17 protein-coding genes are annotated in these 17835 nt (G+C 48.7%); 5 read left to right on the forward strand and 12 right to left on the reverse strand.

Annotated features, from left to right (window positions below):
* Positions 1 to 194 precede the first annotated feature (194 nt).
* From R70723_RS23165 to R70723_RS23205, 9 genes are all read right to left on the reverse strand, one after another.
* Positions 195 to 374, reverse strand: coding sequence for a FeoB-associated Cys-rich membrane protein (locus tag R70723_RS23165; protein ID WP_039875784.1), 180 nt, complete (start codon positions 372 to 374; stop codon positions 195 to 197).
* Positions 371 to 2383 (reverse strand): ferrous iron transporter B, encoded by a 2013-nt coding sequence (feoB, locus tag R70723_RS23170; protein WP_039875785.1) that lies wholly within the window; start codon positions 2381 to 2383, stop codon positions 371 to 373. Before feoB ends, R70723_RS23165 begins: the two co-directional genes overlap by 4 nt.
* A 24-nt stretch (positions 2384 to 2407) precedes the next feature.
* The gene (locus R70723_RS23175; protein ID WP_047171214.1) at positions 2408 to 2668 is read right to left on the reverse strand and encodes a FeoA family protein; all 261 of its coding nucleotides are present in this window, start codon (positions 2666 to 2668) and stop codon (positions 2408 to 2410) included.
* 204 nt (positions 2669 to 2872) lie between these two features.
* The gene (locus tag R70723_RS23180; RefSeq protein WP_039875787.1) at positions 2873 to 3571 is read right to left on the reverse strand and encodes an ABC transporter permease; all 699 of its coding nucleotides are present in this window, start codon (positions 3569 to 3571) and stop codon (positions 2873 to 2875) included.
* Positions 3571 to 4419 carry an ABC transporter ATP-binding protein gene (locus tag R70723_RS23185; RefSeq protein ID WP_039875789.1) on the reverse strand — a complete coding sequence of 283 codons (849 nt, stop codon included), beginning with the start codon at positions 4417 to 4419 and terminating at the stop codon, positions 3571 to 3573. The genes R70723_RS23180 and R70723_RS23185 overlap by 1 nt, the downstream gene beginning before the upstream one ends.
* Positions 4420 to 4521: 102 nt before the next feature.
* Complete coding sequence (locus tag R70723_RS23190) at positions 4522 to 5469, reverse strand: response regulator transcription factor (protein ID WP_039875791.1); 948 nt, start codon at positions 5467 to 5469, stop codon at positions 4522 to 4524.
* A gap of 152 nt (positions 5470 to 5621) precedes the next feature.
* Positions 5622 to 6692, reverse strand: a complete 1071-nt coding sequence (locus R70723_RS23195) for a hypothetical protein (protein ID WP_372238232.1) — start codon at positions 6690 to 6692, stop codon at positions 5622 to 5624.
* A gap of 46 nt (positions 6693 to 6738) precedes the next feature.
* On the reverse strand, positions 6739 to 8136 hold the full coding sequence (locus tag R70723_RS23200; RefSeq protein WP_039875797.1) for a sensor histidine kinase: 1398 nt from the start codon (positions 8134 to 8136) through the stop codon (positions 6739 to 6741).
* Between the two features lie 2 nt (positions 8137 to 8138).
* Positions 8139 to 8798 (reverse strand): response regulator transcription factor, encoded by a 660-nt coding sequence (locus tag R70723_RS23205; RefSeq protein ID WP_039875799.1) that lies wholly within the window; start codon positions 8796 to 8798, stop codon positions 8139 to 8141.
* Positions 8799 to 8969: 171 nt separating this feature from the next.
* Between R70723_RS23205 and R70723_RS23210 the strand changes: the two genes are divergently transcribed.
* From R70723_RS23210 to R70723_RS23230, 5 genes are all read left to right on the forward strand, one after another.
* Positions 8970 to 9455 carry a MarR family transcriptional regulator gene (locus R70723_RS23210; protein ID WP_039875802.1) on the forward strand — a complete coding sequence of 162 codons (486 nt, stop codon included), beginning with the start codon at positions 8970 to 8972 and terminating at the stop codon, positions 9453 to 9455.
* Between the two features lie 161 nt (positions 9456 to 9616).
* Positions 9617 to 11029: an MDR family MFS transporter gene (locus R70723_RS23215; protein ID WP_039875805.1), complete on the forward strand. Its 1413-nt coding sequence runs from the start codon at positions 9617 to 9619 to the stop codon at positions 11027 to 11029.
* Between the two features lie 124 nt (positions 11030 to 11153).
* Positions 11154 to 12110, forward strand: coding sequence for a carbohydrate kinase family protein (locus R70723_RS23220; RefSeq protein ID WP_039875807.1), 957 nt, complete (start codon positions 11154 to 11156; stop codon positions 12108 to 12110).
* A gap of 11 nt (positions 12111 to 12121) precedes the next feature.
* Positions 12122 to 13591 carry a sucrose phosphorylase gene (gene gtfA, locus R70723_RS23225; protein ID WP_039875809.1) on the forward strand — a complete coding sequence of 490 codons (1470 nt, stop codon included), beginning with the start codon at positions 12122 to 12124 and terminating at the stop codon, positions 13589 to 13591.
* A gap of 29 nt (positions 13592 to 13620) precedes the next feature.
* Positions 13621 to 14595, forward strand: a complete 975-nt coding sequence (locus R70723_RS23230; RefSeq protein ID WP_039875811.1) for a LacI family DNA-binding transcriptional regulator — start codon at positions 13621 to 13623, stop codon at positions 14593 to 14595.
* Positions 14596 to 14706: 111 nt separating this feature from the next.
* Here the strand turns inward: R70723_RS23230 and R70723_RS23235 are convergent, their stop codons facing one another.
* The 3 genes from R70723_RS23235 to R70723_RS23245 all read right to left on the reverse strand — a co-directional run bounded on the left by R70723_RS23235 (position 14707) and on the right by R70723_RS23245 (position 17786).
* The gene (locus R70723_RS23235; protein WP_039875814.1) at positions 14707 to 16014 is read right to left on the reverse strand and encodes an alpha-glucosidase/alpha-galactosidase; all 1308 of its coding nucleotides are present in this window, start codon (positions 16012 to 16014) and stop codon (positions 14707 to 14709) included.
* Positions 16015 to 16036: 22 nt separating this feature from the next.
* On the reverse strand, positions 16037 to 16819 hold the full coding sequence (locus tag R70723_RS23240; protein WP_231574937.1) for a carbohydrate ABC transporter permease: 783 nt from the start codon (positions 16817 to 16819) through the stop codon (positions 16037 to 16039).
* 94 nt (positions 16820 to 16913) lie between these two features.
* Positions 16914 to 17786 carry a carbohydrate ABC transporter permease gene (locus tag R70723_RS23245; RefSeq protein WP_039875816.1) on the reverse strand — a complete coding sequence of 291 codons (873 nt, stop codon included), beginning with the start codon at positions 17784 to 17786 and terminating at the stop codon, positions 16914 to 16916.
* Positions 17787 to 17835: the final 49 nt, after the last annotated feature.

A 17835-nucleotide genomic window follows, 5' to 3' on the forward strand; every position in this document is an offset into this window, starting at 1 on the left:
ACCTCCTTGTACTAGCTTCATCTCTTCTATTGTAGAGGAATGAACCGGAGGCAGATATACTATAATGGCAGTTGTTTATGGCATAATGACAGATTACGGGAAAAGCTGATAAAACAAAAAAACCTTGATTGCTCAAGGTCTTTTAGGCTTGTTCTTATTTACTGCCTGCGGCTGGCGCAAGCCTTGAATGCTTATCACTTTTTTTTGTTGGCAGCCTTACCCGTAACGGCATTCTGAACATCTGTAGGACACAGATTGCATTCGCTGCACCCGGTGCATTTGACACCGTTTTTCTTATCCTTCACGATTTTATAGACGGCCAGCGAGACGATGGCTGCGATTACGGCAATGACAACAATATCGACGGTACTCATAGCTTCACCGACTGCAATCCGCCGTGGACTTGGGCATCTCTGGTTCCTTTTCGCATCAGGTACACAACATAGCCTACAATAACCGCCACAGCAATCAGTCCTCCTGCAAATCCCTTACCTAATGTGCCTTCGGTTACAAGTGTACCTATCTGGTAGACCAGGAAAGCGGCTGTATAGCCCATCCCCATCTGAAAGCCTATAGCGCCCCACAGCCACTTGCGTGACTCCAGCTCGGAGTTCATCGCGCCGATAGCGGCAAAGCAAGGCGGTGTGAACAGGTTAAATACCAGATAAGACAGTCCGGCGACAGCCCCGATACCGAACACTGTACTGACATCCGTACTGCTTCCGACCAGCGCCAATTCATCTGTATCGATAAAGTTGGTGATTGCGAAGCATACGGCCAGGGTTCCTACAACATTTTCTTTGGCAATAAAGCCTGTTATAGCCGCTGCCGCAAACTGCCACAGCCCAAAGCCAAGCGGAATGAACAGAAAGGCAACCGGCGATGCCAGGCTGGCCAGAATACTGCTATCCGGTGCTCCCTCAGCAACCACACGGAATTTCCAGTCAAAGGTCTGCAGAATCTGGACCACTGCGTTACAGATCAGAATAATCGTTCCTGCTTTAATAATAAACGCCTTAGCTCTCGTCAGCATGGATACTGCTGCACGCTTCAGGCTCGGAAATCTGTATTCAGGCAGCTCCATGATGAAGAAGGATCTGGAGAAGTCACCGGTGATTCGTCTTACTATCAGTGCTCCTATGATGATTATAAAGATGCCAAGGAAATACATCGAGGTTCCTACCCAGCTGTTATCACCGAAGAAAACACCGGCAAACAGGGCAATGATAGGGAGCTTGGCCCCGCACGGCATAAAGGTGGTCAGCATAGCGGTGGTGCGTCTTTGTCTCTCCACTTTAATTGTTCTTGTTGCCATAACGCCCGGTATCCCGCAGCCGGTACCGACGATCATTGGAATAATCGATCTGCCGGACAAACCGACCAGTTTAAAAAACCTGTCCATAATGACCGCTACACGGGCCATATAACCGCAGTCCTCCAGCAAAGCCATACAGAAGAACAAAACCATAATCAGCGGCAAAAATCCGATTACTGCGCCAACGCCGCCGATGATCCCGTCCAGCAGCAGGGTGCCGAGAACCGGGTTCACATTGTCACCGAGCAGGGAGGCTACCTGTGCATACAGCAGATCGATCCAGCCGACAAAGGTATCCGCGATCCAAGGACCGACCCAGCTCTGGGAAATCGAAAAAATGATATAGACAATAACGGCGAAGATCGGAATGCCTAGCCATTTGTGGGCAACGATCCGGTCCACCCTATCCTGTACCGTCTGCTTATCCGAGCTGACCTTCCTTCTCTCTACTTCCGCCACTACTTCATTTACAAATGCATAACGCTTCCTGTCGTTCCGTTCGAACTCATCCTTGGTAGAGACCTTCCGGGCTCCGCCAATGGCCGGTGCAAGCTGCTTCTTACCAGATTTGCCGGCCGTTACCACAGCTTCAATCAGCTCAGGCAGACCGTTATTGGAGGCTTTGGTGGATACAGTAGAAATAACCGGACATTTCAGCGCATCGCTCAAGGCTGTAATGTCGATGGTGTTGCCCTTTTTCTCCATTAAATCACATTTGTTCAGAGCAACGATGACAGGTATGCCCAATTCTAATAGCTGGGTAGTAAAATACAGGCCTCTGCTTAGACTGGTAGAGTCTACAATGTTGATGATCACATCGGGATGCTCATTCTGGACGAAGTCTTTCGTTATGGACTCTTCACTGGTATACGGTGACATGGAATACGCACCCGGCAAATCCGCCACAATCAGATTTTCATTCCTCGGGTTAAGATTTGGTTTGACGCGTGCTTCCTTCTTCTCTACTGTAACCCCGGCCCAGTTCCCGACCTGCTCAACCTTCCCTGTAATTGCGTTGAACAAGGTAGTCTTCCCGCTATTGGGATTACCCGCTAATGCAATTTTCATAACCGTCACGCCTCCCCCGTCATTCTACTTGAATCTCCTTTGCTTTGCAGCTGAAGCTTCCATCCGGTCCGCTATTATAATCGCGTTTGCCAAATCCGAATCTATACTGTATCTGGCATCTTTGATGCTGATGATGTAGTTGGAGCCGAGCTTGGAAATAATCGTAATTTTTTCACCGGGATAACAGCCCAGTGTGAACAAAAATTTGCGGATATCCTCCTGATCCGTTTTCACAGCATCCACAATGTAGGGCGTATTGAGCTTTCCTTTGGCTAATGATGTCATTCCATACTCCCCTAACAATAGGTTTAGGTCAGATAATGAGAATCATTATCGTCTTGATACACGTAGAATACTTGTATTGGTAATGAAAGTCAGTGACTTAACGCATATGAACACCGCTTTCTCCCCTATAAGCGCAAAAAATAACCGGCCCCTTTCCATTACGGAATGGCCGGTTATTCGGGCTACCTTCTAGCGTTCCTCTTTTTAGTCGTCCGTGCTGGTCTTCCTGAAACAAACATACGTAACAATTGCAGCACCGGTTACCCATAGACCGATAATCCCCAGCGGCTTCCAGGAGGTGCTGTCATGAACCTCTATTGCCTGCATCACAGGAAACCTGGCAAGAATTTGTGCTATTATACCGTCTTTACTTACAATGCCAAGGGTGCCGATCATCGGCGTGAATCCAAACACAAACGTGAACGGCATCAGGTATGCGGTGGTTCCGGCAACTGATTTGGAGTATAACGCAACCGCTGTGCCAAATAGCAGAAAGAACAGAAGCAGCAGAACCAGCCCAAGCAGCGCCTTCAGGTTCAAGAACGGCTCAATGCCGGTGATAAGCAAGGTTATTATCAGGGAAAACAATGTTGCCAGGATTGTGACCAGACTTTTCCCGATGAGGATATCGACCAGTGAAGCCGGAGACTGAATCAATCCGCGCAGGGTTTTCTTTTCATTCTCCTCTGCCATCATGCTCATAATGGTACCGGATGTAACTACAGCAAATAATCCGCCGATAATGACATAGGTCATCGCAACCGGAAGGTCTGCCTCCGCACTAACCCGCTTTAATACCAGCGCTATTATAATAGGTACTATCACGGTAATGATCAGCGACAGGTTTTTCATAAGATCCTTGATGTCTTTCTCAAAAATGGCACTTATACGCCGCACACTCATCACTCCAGCTCCTTTCCGGTCACTTTTAGAAAAATCTGCCCCAGCGTCGGATCATCCGTATGCATTGTTTTAATTTGTCCGCCTGCCACCAGCTCTTTGATCTGCTCCGCCTGAGCCGGTTCATTGGGAATGATCAGCTTATCGCCTGTGTAGGTCTCCACATGAAAAGCATGTGTCGAATATTTGTAGCGCAGCGCAGCCGGGCTATCCAGCTCCTGAAGCCCCCCGTCATGTAAAAAAGCAACCCGGTCACATAAAGCCGTCGCTTCCTCCATATTATGCGTGGTCAGAAAAATCGTCGTTCCCGCATCATTCAGCCTCTGAAGTCCGCGGTGAATGTGAGCCATATTTCCGGGGTCCAGCGCCGAGGTCGGCTCATCCAGAAAGACCAGCTCCGGCCTGTGAATGAGCGCCTTAGCCAGCAGCACACGCTGCTTCATCCCCTTTGACAGCCTTGAAACGGTTTTGGCACCCTCATTCTGCAGATTAACGTCACTTAGAATTTCACCGATCCGGTTCAGCGGCACATCATACAATTTACAGAACAGCTTCAGGTTATCATAGATGCTCAGACGCTCATACAGGGCGCTGTTATCGGATAGTATCCCGATTCTGGATTTGAATGCTGCCGTTCCAAACTGCGCAGGTTCAAAGCCGAGCACGTTCACATCACCGGCCGAGGCCGTGAGCTCTCCGGTCAGGATTTTGATTGTAGTTGTTTTGCCGGATCCGCTTGGACCAAGCAGTCCGAATATCTCACCTCTTTTTACATTAAAGCTAAGCTGCCTGACCGCCGCTGTTGTCCCGAACACCTTCTGCAGCCCAGTTACTTCTATAGAATTCTGCAATACCCTTCCTCCTTCGCTCAACTTGCTCCAAGCATAGCGGAAGAAGCAGGAAGCGTCAGCCGTAACAGGCCGGAATGTACCGTACGGACAGCTGAACTGTACCTATTCCAGGCTGAATTTATCCATAACCTCCTGCAGCTTGGTGCGTGAGAGCGGAATGGTTGACTGCACTTTGTTGTCGATCCGGAGGGAGTATGTATTCTTGGACCATGTAATAATCTCCCGGACCTTTTGCAGGTTTACGATATAGGAGCGGTGGCAGCGGTAGAATCCGTAGACCTCCAGCTTCTTTTCGATGTCAGCAAGTGTGGAATCCATCGCATACGATTCATTGTTAATGACAATAACAGCCTTCCCGTCCCGGCTTTCAACGTAGTCAATCTCCGGGGGATTGAACAAGATGATTTTATCATCCACCTTGGCCGGAATTTTGAACAGCTTCGCAGTCTTGGGTATCGGGCTGTCCGCTTCCGCTTCTTCCATCTCCTCTTCAACAACCTCAATCCGGCGCATACCGGCCGGCTGAAGCTTATATGCCGTATCCCCGAGAAGCAGCGCATGCTCCATACCCGATACCAGAACAAGTACAGCGCATTGCTGCTCCTTCAGCTTTTGCAGCATATTGATGAACGTCTGGATGGTCCGGACATCCACACCCAGTACCGGCTCGCAGAACACCATGGTTTGGGCGCCGCTCATGAAATATTTAGCATAGGAGACCCGCCGGACCTCAGACTCCGAGCACTTATGCAGCGGACGCCGGGCACAGTGCTGCAGCTCGAACTGTACTATCATTTCAGACAGCGGAATGCTGCAGCCGAACCATTTATGAAAAAAAGCAATATTGCCCTCCACCGTCAGACGCGTATATAGTCCATCCTCAAAATCAAACACCTGGATACCGGATTTGCTGCGCAGGACCTTTATCAGCTCAGCCTGCAGATCCGTATCACTGTAAATACTTACCGCCTCAGAGCCGCTGATATCCAGTGTAAATAACGGAAGCGGTCCGTTATCTAACCCTTCATGGATAATTGTGAACCCGGCCATTCCCTTCACTTCCTCTACTGTGTCAAGATGTAAGGCAACCGGAGGAATCCGGCCCACTTTTTATACGTACAAGACAGCCTGTAGTTTTAAAAAACGCAGGAAATAAAAAAACAGCCCGGTTATGGGCTGTAATTCGTGCGGTATAAACCTGTTTATTTCGGCTCATAGATCAAGCACCGCAGTGTCTGATCCGGATACCGGAGCTCTGCGGTATAGCTGCTTCCGTCCTCCAGCAGCAGCTTCACAGCTACCATCCCCCGCTTGTTGTTAACCTCAGTATCGGTCAGGCTCGCTTTGACGATGGCCCGCTTCTCTCCCTGCTTGTTCATCACAATCTGGGTAGCCTTGTGAATCCAGCCGGCATCCTTCCCAATGCCGCCGGCAGCGGCTGCATCAATGGGGGTTCTTTTGAGTGTCCCGTTTATAACGGTTGTATCCAGCACATCGCCGGTCCCGGCATCAATAATGACATGATACTCCCGGAATTCCTTCCCCTGCCCGCGCAGCGTGCCGGCTTTGTATGGAGCCGAATGAACAGTCCAGGACGGCTGCTTGTCCGGTCCAAGCTCAGCCAGGACAGCCTTGGTCTCCAGCTTGGACACGTCGGCGCCGAACAGCTTGTTCACACTTTCTGCAGCCAGCGATTTCGCTTCAGCCTCGCTGATGTCCTGCGCCAGGGGCGGTGCAGTCACATTATGCCGGGCAGCGATGTAATTCAGCCGGTAGGACCAGTCAATCAGCTGCAGCAGCTCTTCGTCGGTCATCGTCCGCTCCGGGTAAGTGTACGTATGAGTTGCCAAGTCCACATACACCTCCGCTTGTCCGGCATTAAGCGGCAGCGGCTGCTCCGGGCGAAGTCCTTCATACACATATCTATCTTCCAGCACCAGTCTGCGGTTCACCTCTGCTTCGGTTATTTCACGGCCGGAGATACCGGGTTCAAGCCCGGGCTGATTCACGTAATCATAAATCTGCTGAATCTGCGCCTCGCTCATATCTTTAAGCAGGTCAGCTGTCACAGTAGATACCGGGGCCGGCGCTTCCACCTTCAGCACAGGAATTGCGCTACCGCCTGCAGCAGGCTGAAGCTTGGCCTGAACAGCCGGACCATTCCCTGCTATGACCTCCGAATTTACAATACCGGGAACCAGAAAAGCACTTAGCGTAAGCACGCCTCCTGAGAATAAAACAACAGCTCCAGCGTACATTTTCTTCTTGTTCAATTGCATTACCTCCATCGGGATCTGGGTTGTTAAATCTGTCTTCAGCTTAATCCCGGGATGTTATAGAGTAGGAGGCCAAGTTGTTAGGAAGTTGTAAAATAAGGCGGATGCCTGTCCCTTGCCCGGGCACCGATTCCAGTTCAACGCGGGCCTGATGCGCCTCGGCAATCTGGCGGCACAGGGACAAGCCGAGGCCGGCATTGCCGTACAGGCGCGAGCGCGCCGGGTCTGCCCGGTAGAAGGGCTCGAAGGCGCGTTTGCTCTGCTCCGCCGTCATTCCGCTGCCGCAGTCACGCACCTCCAGCACAGCTTCTCCATTCTGCTCATAGGCGAGCAGGCGTATCGGGCTGCCCGGCCTGGAAGCATGAACCGCATTCTCGATGAGGTTCACCAGAAAGGATGCCAGCAGATCGGCATCCCCCCGTACAGCAGGGATGGAGCTGTCTATCTCCAGCGGAATACCGCTCTCTTTTAACTTAAGCTCCTCTGTCTGCCTCACCGCCTCAAACAGGGCGGACACCTCCACCTCAGACAGCTCCAGGGGCTGGTGCCGGAGAATGGAAAGATCGAGCAGCTTAAAGGCGAGATTCTTCAGCCGGACCGTTTCGCTTAAGATGTAATGGCCGGCCTTGATCTGCTCTTCCTTGCCGATGTTGGCTGAGGTAAGAAACTCTGCAAAGCCCTGCATGCTGGTAAGCGGCGTACGCAGCTCATGGGCCAGATTATCAACCATCCGCTGCTTCTCCCCGGCCATATCGGAGAGCTCGGTCATTCGCTGCTCCACTGCAGCAGCCATCCGGTTAAAATGAACCGCGAGCTCTCCGAATTCATCCCTGCTGCGCAGTTCTATCCGGTTCGAATAATCCCCTCCGGCGATGGTCCGGGTGGTCTCCGACAGCTGCTTGAGCGGCTTGGTCAATCTGCGGATCAGCAGATAGAGCAGCAGCGCCAGCACCGGTCCGGCTATCCAGTTAATCATCACGAAGAAACGGTTCAGCTCCTGCTGCTGGGCATACAGCCCGCTGATATCCCGGCTATAGGTTAGCTCCATAGCCTGATACGGGGCAGGCAGCGGCATCGACAACCGGATGGTCTGCGCACTCTGCCCCTCACTCCCGTCAGCCTGACCACTGCCCGTATTCGGATAGATTAACCGTCCATTCTCGCGCAGCTCAAGGCCGATTCCCTGATTGCGGTAATAATCCCCGTACGACTGGGCCACACTGGCCAAAAGGACTGGGGTAAGCGTGTTCCCCCGTGCACGGATTGAATCGAGATTTTCAAAAATATTGTTTGCGATTAACGTCTGCTCGCTCGCTGCCCGCCTGGTTTCACTGTCCATATTCAGCTGCCAGCTTTTTTTCATCACCATAATGACACTGATATCAAGTGCGGCAATGAAAAGAATCAGCACGGCAAGCAGATTCTTATGCCAGAAGCGCATGGTCAGACCTCAACCTCCAGACGGTAGCCAAGCTTGAATACGGTTCTGATCCGCTCTTCCCAGCCCAGCTTTTTGCGTAATTGGCGGATATGGACATCTACAGTGCGGGTATCACCGGCAAAATCATAGCCCCAGGCCAGCTCCAGCAGCTTTTCTCTGGATAGGGCAATATTCCGGTTACGGATCAATACTTCGAGCAGTTCAAATTCCCTGGCAGTCAGATCGACCGCCTGCGAGTCCACCTTGACCTGCCGCTCCGCGAACCGCACCTCCACCCCGCCGCAGACAAACGCCGGCACCGCCTGCTCATTCCTGCGCAGTACAACATTGATGCGGGCCAGCAGCTCCAGCATTTCAAACGGCTTGATGATATAATCCTCTGCACCCAGCTCGAACCCTTTGATCCGGTCAGCCAGCGCATGTTTGGCCGTAATCAGAATAACCGGAATCTGCAGATGCGCAATCTGCTGCATTACTGCAAACCCGTCCAGTCCCGGAAGCATCACATCAAGCAGGATCAGATCGGTACGCTCCTGTTCCAGCATTCCGGCTACCTCCGAGCCGCTATACGCTTTGGAATAGGTATGACCGACCAGCTTTAGGTTCATTGTTATCAAATCGCTGATCGGCTGTTCATCTTCAACTACCAATATATGAGCCATTTAGTGAATATCCTCCTGAGTAAATCGTTAAGAATAACATCATGTTGAGTCTAGCACACCAGTACAGTATTTTCTAAAAAGATATTGTCTGAACCAAAATCACGTTATACTAATGTAACGCATTCTCTTTAAAAATCTCAATTATCTTATAAGCAACGGGGGCGACTAGCCATCAATAAGCAGGATCAGGTCATGCTGCAGTTCCGGGACCTATTTAATAAGCTGGCTTGGATTAATAAAGGGAAGATGGAGGAGAATCTTAGAGGCTGTAAGCCGTCGGAGGTCCACTGTATCGAATATATCGAAAAAAATGCGGACTCCAATGTGACCAAGCTCGCTGAATCTCTCTATATGACCAAAGGGGCCATCAGCAAATTAACCAAAAAGCTTACTGACAGAGGCCTTATCGAAAGCTATCAGAAGCCGGATAACAAGAAAGAGATCTATTTCAGGCTGACCGGGCAGGGCAGGGATATCTTTAATATTCATGAGGAGCTCCACAACGAGTTCCGCGAGCGGGATCAGGTGGTATTCGAGCAGGTAACCGGGGGGCAATACGACAGTATGCTCCATTTTATTGAGAAGTACAGCCGGCATCTGGATGCAGAAATCAGGAAACAGGGTCTGGATATCCATAAGTCAGACAGCTTTGATTGATGATTAACACAACTAACAGAAGCTCATTTCTATAGAAGCAGCCCAATTCCATTGAGAACGGGCTGTTTTTTTATTCTCCATTTTTTGTTGACAAGGAAACTATAACGGTTTATTGTTTTGTTGACAAGGAAACTAAACTACTTTTAAGGAGAACACATATCATGGCAAAAGAAAACGTACCGGTAACAGCCTTACCCAAAGAAATCCTCATGGCAGCCTGGGCCATTGCCCTTGGAGCGATCGCCCCGATGCTTGACTCCACGATGGTGAATATCGCTATAGATCAGCTAACCAGGGATTTTAACACAACTCTCCATATCATTCAGTGGGCGATTACAGGCTATGTTCTGGCCCTCGCGGTTGCGGTCCCCGTGTCCGGCTGGCTGATGAATCAATTCAACGGTAAAAGAGTATTCGTCGGCGCCGTTATCGCCTTTGGCATCATTTCTGTTCTGGTCGGCATTAGCTGGGACATCTCCAGCTTTATCTGCTTCCGTCTGCTGCAGGGCTTCAGCGCCGGAGTCATTACCACCCTCATGTTCACCCTCCTGGTTAAAACCGCCGGTCAGGACAATCTGGGCCGGGTCATGGCTATCGTAAGCACCCCGATGATCTTCGGGCCCATTCTGGGACCGGTAATAGGCGGCTTCATCGTGCAAGGGGCCTCCTGGCACTGGATTTTCTTCATCAACGTGTTCGTTGTTATCCTTGCTGCACCGCTTATGATGAAAAAGATCCCTGAATTCGAGCCCTTCAACAAAGAAAGCAAGCTCGATCTGTTCGGGATCATTGTTTTGTCTTCTATGAGTGCGGCGCTGATCTACGGTATTACCAAGGCAGCCGACCATGCCTCCTTCAACAACAGCGAAACCATACTTTGGAGCAGTATCGGCCTTGCATTGGCCGTCATCTATCTGGCTTACAACCGGATCAGAAGGAATCAGACTGTACTGCCCCTGAATCTGTTTACTCACACAAGCTTCACGGCCTCCAGCATCGGCTTATTCCTCGCTAATATTGCCATCATGGGCCCCATGCTGATCCTGCCCCTGTTCTTTCAGAACTTCCGTCATTTCACGGCGATTGAAACAGCTGTTGCGCTTATTCCGCAGGGTATCGGGATGCTCATTACCCGGCCTTTCCTCGGCAAAATGATCGATAGAATCGGCGCCAAATACGTCGTTCTAGTCAGCCTGGTTCTGGCCCTGATCGGATCGGTTCCGCTAATCTTCATTACCGATACAACTAGTATGGTCTGGATCTCCGTTGTCCTGTTCATCCGCGGTGCCAGCATCGGGGGCATCAGCCTTCCGTTAACAAGCGAGGCCTATACCGGACTTGACGGCAAGCAGCTTCCGGAAGCCGGCGTAGGGATTAACATTATCGAGAATCTTGGCGCAAGCTTCGGCTCAGCCGTGATCGCCACTGTTGTCGCCACAGTCATCCAAGGCCTGCAGCCGACGGTTGCCAGCGGGTTAAAGGGGTACCATGCCGGGTTCCTGATTTCTACTGTTGTACTTGCGTTTATTTTGATTCCAGGCTTGTTTTTGACGGACAAGAGAAGGGCTGGATGAATGCCCCTTTCACAGCTCAACCGGCTCAGGAGCCAAGCAAAATTTATGTCAAACGATTGACATGTCAAACCTTTGACATATACAATTAGGCTAATCTTCTACTATTTCTTCAGGGAGGAGCTATATGCTCAATTTAGATGAAACAGTCAATTTCCAGCCGAAAAGTTATGACCTGTTAGCCATTGGAGAGATTCTTGTTGATCTCATATCAACTGAGTATGATGAGGATTCTTCAGGCGGCACTTATCAAAGATTCTTTGGCGGATCCCCCTCTAACATTGCCATGAATACAACAAAGCTCGGAATCCGTTCGGCAGTAGCATCAGCAGTCGGAGAGGACAGCCTGGGCACTTTTCTCAAGTCGCAGCTGCAAAGGGCAGGAATGAACACCGACTCCATTCAAACCGTACAAGAGGCTACAAGTATGGTAATGCTGACAAAGAGCACATCAACACCCGTACCTATTTTCTACAGGGGGGCGGATTATAAGCTTGCCTACACCACAGAACTTGAACAACAGCTTGAAAATTCTAAGATCCTGCATTTTTCCTGCTGGCCGATCTCCAGGGCTCCTGCCCGCCAGACCCTTGAAAAAGCGATTGGCATTGCACAGGATAACGGGATGCTCATTTGCTTTGACCCTAATTATCATGAAAAGCTGTGGGAAGCAGGAGAAGACGGGATCAGCTATGTAAAATCTTTTATAGCAAAAAGCGATATTATTAAACCCTCTGAGGATGATGCTGAGCGTTTGTTCGGTAAACATTCGCCTGAAACGTATATTGAGAAATTTCTTGAGCTGGGAGCCAGACTAGTGATTTTGACCTTGGGCAAAGACGGTGCGGTGGTGTCTAACGGCAGAACTAGCGAAGCATTCCCTTCATTAGCTACAGAAGTGGTGGATACCACCGGAGCCGGAGATGCTTTTTGGTCAGGATTGTATGCCGGCATGATAAAGGGATTGACCCTTCGTGAATCTGTTAGTATGGGACTTGCTGTGAGTGCCTTTAAATTACAATACGCAGGGGCTGTAGTCGATTTGCCCGGGCTTGAGGTCATCGGCTCTTTATACCGAATTTAGGAGGAATAATCATGCCATTAAAAAACCAGGTTCAATTGATAACTTATCCCGACTCACTGGGCGGAGATTTAAAAGGGCTGAAGGAGGTTCTCTATTCCCGGTTCGCTGACCTCTTTAAAGGCGGCGTGCATATTCTCCCTCCATTCCCTTCTTCGGGCGACAGAGGTTTTGCCCCGCTTACTTACCTCGAAATTGATCCCAAATTCGGAACATGGGATGATATCCGGGAGATCGGAGAACAATTTGATGTCCTCGTTGATTTGATGGTCAATCATATTTCACAGAAATCAGAATACTTCCAGGACTTCCTGAAGTCCGGCCGCAGCTCACAATATGCAGACCTGTTCCTCACCCTGGATAAGCTCTGGGAAGACGGAAAGCCAGTGCAGCAAGATATAGACAAGATGTTTTTGCGCAGACCCTTGCCCTACTCTACCTTCCAGATTGGGGATAATGGTACAGAGGAAAGCGTATGGACCACTTTTGGAAAAACAGACCCTTCAGAGCAGATTGACCTGGACATCGGCTCTGAAATGACAAAACAGCTCCTGGCCTCCTTCTTCCGTAATTTCAAAAAATATAATATCAAAATTGTCCGTCTGGATGCGGTGGGATACGTTATTAAGAAGCTGGGAACCAGCTGTTTCTTTGTTGAGCCGGAGGTTTATGATTTTCTTGACTGGATCATGGAGCTTGCCCAATCCCTGGACATTGAGCTGCTTCCAGAGGTGCACTCCCATCACTCCATCCAGTATAAATTGGCAGAGCACGGTTACTGGATTTATGATTTTATATTACCGTACCGCATTCTGGAGGCCATCACCAACCGTTCCAGCGCAGCGCTATGTGATTATTTGCAGACCCGGCCTGCTAAACAATTCACAATGCTAGATTGTCATGACGGTATCCCTGTCAAACCGGATTTGGACGGCCTGCTGGATACGGGGGAGGCGAAAAAGCTCGTAGATACCTGTATTGAGAGGGGCTCTAATCTGAGCCTGATTCTGTCGGAAGAGCATAAGGGTGAGGATGGCTTCGATGTTCATCAAATCCGCTGTACCTATTATTCCGTACTTGATAGCGATGATGATTCCTACCTTGCTGCAAGAGCCATTCAATTTTTCGCTCCGGGTATTCCGCAGATATATTATGTAGGACTGCTTGCCGGTGAAAATGATTATGAACGGGCAGAAGAAAGCGGAGACGGCCGTGAGATTAACCGTCAGAACTATACCCTTGAAGAAATCGACCAATCCTTGCAAAAACCTGTCGTACAGCGTCTTCTAAAGCTTATCCGGTTCCGTAACAGCTATGCGGCATTTGACGGTAAGTTTGAAGTTAAGGTATCATCAACGGAAGAAGTCAGGCTGCGCTGGGATAATAATGACCAATACTGCGAACTGCTCATTGACCTTAATACCAAGCGAACCACTATTCAATACATTGATGATCATAACAGCGTGATTGAATATACTGTCTGATTAACAATCAGAAATGTAGAGGACAATATATGGCAACCATACACGATGTAGCAAAGAGAGCGGGAGTGTCTGTCACTACCGTCTCCCGGGTACTGAACAACCGGGGATACATCAGTCAGAAAACCCGGCAGATTGTTTATGATACGATGGAGGAGCTTAACTACCAGCCCAATGATCTTGCCCGCTCCCTGCTGAGCAAACAATCTAACGTCATCGGCTTAATCATACCCAATGTTTCTCATCCCTTTTTTGCAGAGTTCGCCTACGCAGTAGAGCAATATGCATATGAACAAGGCTGTAAACTGCTTCTGTGCAACTCACAGCTGGATCCGGTCAAGGAGCGGGAATACCTGAAAATGATGAAAGGCAACCAGGTCAACGGGATCATCATGGGGAGCCATACATTGGATACAGAAAGCTACCTTAATCTTAATTATCCGATTGTGACCGTTGACCGCCTGATCACAGGATTTCCGTATGTTGCATCGGATAATGAGCTGGGAGGCCGCCTGGCAGCTGAATTGCTGATCAGCAAAGGCTGCCGGAAGCTTGTCCATATTTGCGGGAACCAGTCTCTGGATATGCTATCCAATCTCAGAACTGCAGGCTTCCTGTCGGCTGCAAAAAAGGCGGGAATCGAAACGGTCATTCTTGAAACTAAGATGAATGTTTTTGACCGTGAGGAGTACGAATATCTGATAACTACTATGTTTGCGGACCACCCTGATCTGGACGGTGTATTCGCCACCAGTGACATTATTGCCGGACATGTAATCAGTAAATGCAGACAGCTGGGCAAAACCGTTCCCGGCCAAATAAAAATTGTCGGCTACGACGATATCAGTCTTGCATCCTGGTTCTCCCCTGGGATCACTACCATTAAACAGCCTATCGAAGATATGGGACGTATGGCAGTAAATCTAATACAGCAGCAGATGAGTTCCGGGCCGATTGTTCACGAGAATATTCTTCCGGTCGAGCTGATTGAGCGGGAAACAACTTAGCTTTATCTGAAAGGTGCGCAGCCAGCGCACTTTTTTTGTTTGTAAATGACAAACAGCCAAGGCATCCTGAGCCCTTGGCTGTCTACAAAATCTTGTTGTTATACGAAAAAGTTATTGATTATCAAAAGCCGGCAGCCATTCTCCGTGCGCTTCTATCAAATCATCACACAGGGAAACGATATCATCCATTGATAACTCTGCTGCTGTATGCGGATCAAGCAGCGCAGCCTGGTATACATGCTCCTTTTTCCGGGTAACAGCCGCTTCAATCGTAAGAAGCTGGGTATTAATATTACTCCGGTTTAATGCAGCCAGCTGCTCTGGCAAGTCTCCGATATAGCCTGGGGTGATTCCGCTGCGTTCAGCGGTACAGGGTACTTCTACAACGGCTTTAATAGGCAAATTGCTGATAAGACCGCCTGTATTCAGTACGTTGCCTCCAAACTTAAATGCAACATCAGTTTCCATAGCTTCAATAATTCTGGAGCCGTATTCGTTGGAACGCTCGTGAGTCAGATTCGCGTCGGTTAAAAGATTCACCCGCATCTGTTCCCAATCCCGGATCTGCTGCTCACAGCGGCGGGGATATTCATCCAGCGGTATGTTTAATTTGTCTATCAGCTCCGGATAATTGCGCTTAATAAAATAAGGATGGTATTCAGCATTATGCTCGGAGGATTCTGTAACATAATATCCGAATTTATTCATTAGTTCAAAACGGACCATATCATCATGTACAGACAATTGCTTCTGCTGCGCCCGCCGTTTGATTTCCGGATATAAATCCTGTCCATTCCGCTTCACTTCCAGCAGCCAGGCCATATGGTTAATGCCTGCAATCTTTTCTTCCAGATTGTCAGTCTCCATGTCCAATGCCTTAAAAAGATCTCTGGTACAGGATTGGACACTGTGGCATAAACCAACGGTTTTGACATTCGTATATCTAAGCATTGCACCCGTTAACGAGGCCATCGGATTCGTATAATTTAAGAACCAGGCATCAGGGCATACTTCCTCAATATCTTTAGAAATGTCAAATAGGACAGGGATGGTCCGAAGCGCTCTGAAAATGCCGCCGATTCCCACGGTATCGGCAATCGTCTGGCGGAGACCGTATTTCTTGGGGATCTCAAAATCGATCACAGTGCTTGGTTTATATCCGCCCACTTGGATCGCATTAATGACATACTTAGCTCCCTCCAATGCTTCTCTCCTGTTTACATAGGCTTTAATTGTAATGGCCGGATTGTAACGGTCTCTTAAACGGGTCAGCATGCTCTCCGATTCTTTCAGGCGTATTTCGTCGATGTCGTATAAGGAAAATTCAAATCCGTCCAGGGCAGGAACCATCATGCAATCTCCTAGAACATTCTTCGCAAAAATGGTACTTCCCGCTCCAATAAATGTAATCTTGTTCATTAATGAATCCTCCTGATATTCTTCATTTAATTCCGGTTAACGTGACACCTTCAATAATTTGTTTTTGGGCTACAATATAAATAAGAAGTACCGGAATAACAGAAATGGTTGTTCCGGCCATCATCAAGGCCCAATCTGCGATGTAAAGACCCTTAAACGTATTCAGTAACAGGGGTACCGTAAATTTCTCTGGTGTGTTTAGAAAAATCAGCGCATCAAGGAAATTGTTCCATGAGCCAAGGAAAACAAAGATTCCAACAGCAGCCAGAGCCGGACGAATCAACGGCAGGATGATTTTCCAGTAGATTCTGAAGCTTCCTGCTCCATCGATGAACGCCGCCTCTTCCAGCTCTTTCGGAATACTCATAATAAACTGCCGTAATAGAAATACAGCAAAAGCATTGAATAAAGCGCCCGGAACAATCAGTGACAGGTGAGAATCAAGCCATCCGATCTTTGACATAATCAAATACAAAGGAATCATTGTTACTTGCCGGGGGATCATCATCGTTGCCAAAAATAGAATAAATAGAAAATTGGCACCCGGAAAACGGATCTTGGCAAAGGCATAGGCCGCCATTGAGGCTGTCAGTAAAGTAGCTGTCACTGATACGGCTGTAATATAAAAGCTATTCCAATAAGCTGCGCCAAACGGCATTGCCGTTAACGAGTCGATATAATTTGACCATTTAACCGGATTAGGAAGCCATGTCGGCGGGACTAGAAAAATTTGTGAAAGGTCTTTTAAAGAGCTGCTCACCGTCCAAAGAAACGGGAAAACCATGAGAATTGCACCAAGGGCCATAATAAGATGAAGCAATATCTGCGCCGGCTTTACACCAATCACGTTTTTTTCCTGTTTGAGCGGTATACGCTTCTTATCAGCTGTCCGTACGCTGCTATTCGCCATAATGCACCCACCTTTTTGAAACCTTAAACTGAATTAAAGTGAACACCAGGATGATAAAGAACAGAATCATGGCTGATGCAGCACTCTGGCCCATCCTAAAGTCAATAAAGCCCTGCTGATATATATGGTATACAATTGTATAACTGGCTTTGGCGGGTCCACCGTTGGTCATTACGAATGCCTGATCAAAGACTTGAAAGGAATTGATAATCGCCATAATCGCAATGAAAAAGGTAGTAGGAGATAGCAGCGGCAAAGTAATGCTCAAAAACTGCCTGAAGCGCGAAGCGCCGTCAATCTCAGCCGCTTCATAATAGCTTCTGGATATCCCCTGCAAGCCGGCAAGGAAAATAACCATATTATTACCAAGCCCCCACCAGATACTTAGCATAGCGATTGAAGGAATGACCCAGTTGGTATCGGTCAGCCAGTCAGGACCCTGTATTCCGAGATAGCCCAGAAATGAATTTAAAATCCCAAAGTCCCCGTTCAGAATCCACATCCAGATGACCCCGATGGATACCGAACTGGTGACTACCGGCATGAAGTAAAATACACGGTACAATCCTTTGCCGGTAATCTTGTTCAGCCCGACTGCAACAAGCAGGGACAGGGAGATGTTAAAGGGAATAACTAATACCATATAATAAATCGTGTTTCTCATCGCGGTCCAAAAATCCGGGTTATTGAACTGGTCAACGAAATTTGCGAAACCAACAAATGTCCTCGCCCCAAAACCATCCCAGTCCATAAAGCTTAATACCAGCGCATACATTACAGGGAATAAAGAAAATACCAGGAGGCCTATTAATTGTGGTGTAATAAATAGAAATCCCGCTAACTGCCTTCGCTGATTTTGCATAACTCACCCTCCATAAAAAACTAAAGCCTGATCAGGTAATGCCTGGACA

Source organism: Paenibacillus sp. FSL R7-0273 (assembly GCF_000758625.1).
GTDB lineage: Bacteria > Bacillota > Bacilli > Paenibacillales > Paenibacillaceae > Paenibacillus_AQ.